Annotated in this window: 1 protein-coding gene and 1 pseudogene; both read right to left on the bottom strand. The window is 71.7% G+C overall.

Translation table 11 applies throughout. From position 1 onward, the window contains the following. Positions 1 to 57 precede the first annotated feature (57 nt). A complete protein-coding gene (locus tag AC08OO_RS19795; RefSeq protein WP_476611209.1) occupies positions 58 to 852 on the bottom strand; it encodes a copper resistance CopC family protein in 795 nt (264 codons plus the stop codon). Positions 853 to 1,019: 167 nt separating this feature from the next. Next, positions 1,020 to 1,647 (bottom strand): annotated as a pseudogene (locus AC08OO_RS19790) (hypothetical protein); the annotation flags it as partial.

Raw genomic sequence — 1,647 nt, 5'->3', positions numbered from 1 at the left:
ATGGCGGGGTTGTTCGTTATGGCGGGGTTTTTCCTGGCGGCGGGGGTGTCCATGGGGTCAGCGCGCTCCGGAGTGACGTCGCCGCAGGGCGAACAGGGTACCGCCACCGAGCGTGAGGATACCGGCGATCATGACGGGGAGTATCCAGCCACCGCCATCGTCATCACCATCGTCACTGTCACCGTCACCGCCGGCCCCGTCCGCGGGTCCCGTGACGGCGGTGACGGCCGCGGACGGGGCCGGCGCGGCACCCGTGGTCGGACTCGCGGTGGCTGCCGGGGCCGGCGTCGTGGTGACCGGAGACGGGGGCGGGGATCCCTCCTGGCCCGCGGACGCCGTGCCGCCGGCAACGCTGAAGGCGAACTCGCCGCCGACCGGGTGACCGTCCTCGGACACGACCCGATAGGCCACCGTGTAGCGACCGTCGCGGAGAGCGGTGAGGCTCTGGTGGACGGTGCCGCCCTCGACGCGGGTGGCACCGGCGGTCACGCCGGCGCCGTCGGCCGCCGTGACGGCGACGTTCGTGTAGCGCGGGGACACCGGCTCGTTGAACGTCAGGATGATCTCATGTGGCGGGGCGGTGAGAGTGCTGTCCGCCACCGGGGTGGTGGTGACCAGGCGTGAATGCGCCGATGCGGGGGTGGCCAGTCCGAGTAGGAGCGCCGCCGGGACGAGCGCCGCTACGAGGCCAAGCGCCACAACCAGGCTGATCGCCGCGGCAAGGCTGGTGGGCCCCGTGCCGCCCGTACCACCGGTGGCGTGGGCGGCACCGGTGAGGTCGGCGAACCGGGTGCCGCCCCTCCCCGGGACTGCCGTGCGCCGTCTCTCAGTCAGCCTCGCCTCTGGTCGCACCCAGCAGATTCTACGCGCCGTAGAAACGTGACCACCGCGTCCGATCCAAGATAATCAACAATGTTGACGTCTTCCCGCGGCGCGTATCTTCCGCTCACTGTTTTCGCTGCCGTTGCTGCTGACGACCGGCCTCGGCTCATCGGCCGAGGCCGGTGGCGGGCCGGCGGTCAGCAGCCGCCGTCGTGGTCCACCGGAGCCGGCCGTGGATGATCAGGAAGGACGATCGGCGCGACGAGCACGGTGTCATGGCCGTCCGCGGTGGTCACGAGCGCGGGCCAGAGGCCGTCGTTGACGCAGTTCTTCGCGAATTCGCTGGCCCGGGCCGGGGGAGAGGCCAGGGACACGAATCGGCCCTCGGTCGTCGCGAGGAGCAGGTGCGCGCCGATCAGGGAGTGCCGCATTGCCTGTTCCCGGTGCCGCCGGCGGCGCGCCTCAAGGGAGACGTGATCCATCGCTTCCTCGGCCGGAAGATGCCAGCCCGAGGTGTTCACCAGTTCCGCCCGGAGCCGGACCAGGCGATGTGCTCCGGTCTCCCCGGTCTGATGTACCCAGGTCTGCAGTCCGGCGCTCAACCGCAGCTCTCCCTGCACGGCCCAGCTGTCCCAGGTGATGCGGGTCGGTTCCGCCTCGCCGTGGCCGCTCACGGTCTCCACCCGCCGACCGGAGGGGGCGCTGAACCGGACGGTGTGGGGCGGTCCGAGTCCCGCCGAGACGCCACCGCTCGCCGGACCGGCCAGCTCCCATGGATTTGGCCGTGGCGCGCTCAGGCGGGGCAGCCAGTTCCGCCGCGGCCCC

The sequence above is a fragment of the Frankia sp. CeCAU1 genome (assembly GCF_977971845.1).
This window is presented reverse-complemented; position numbering and strand designations above follow the sequence as displayed.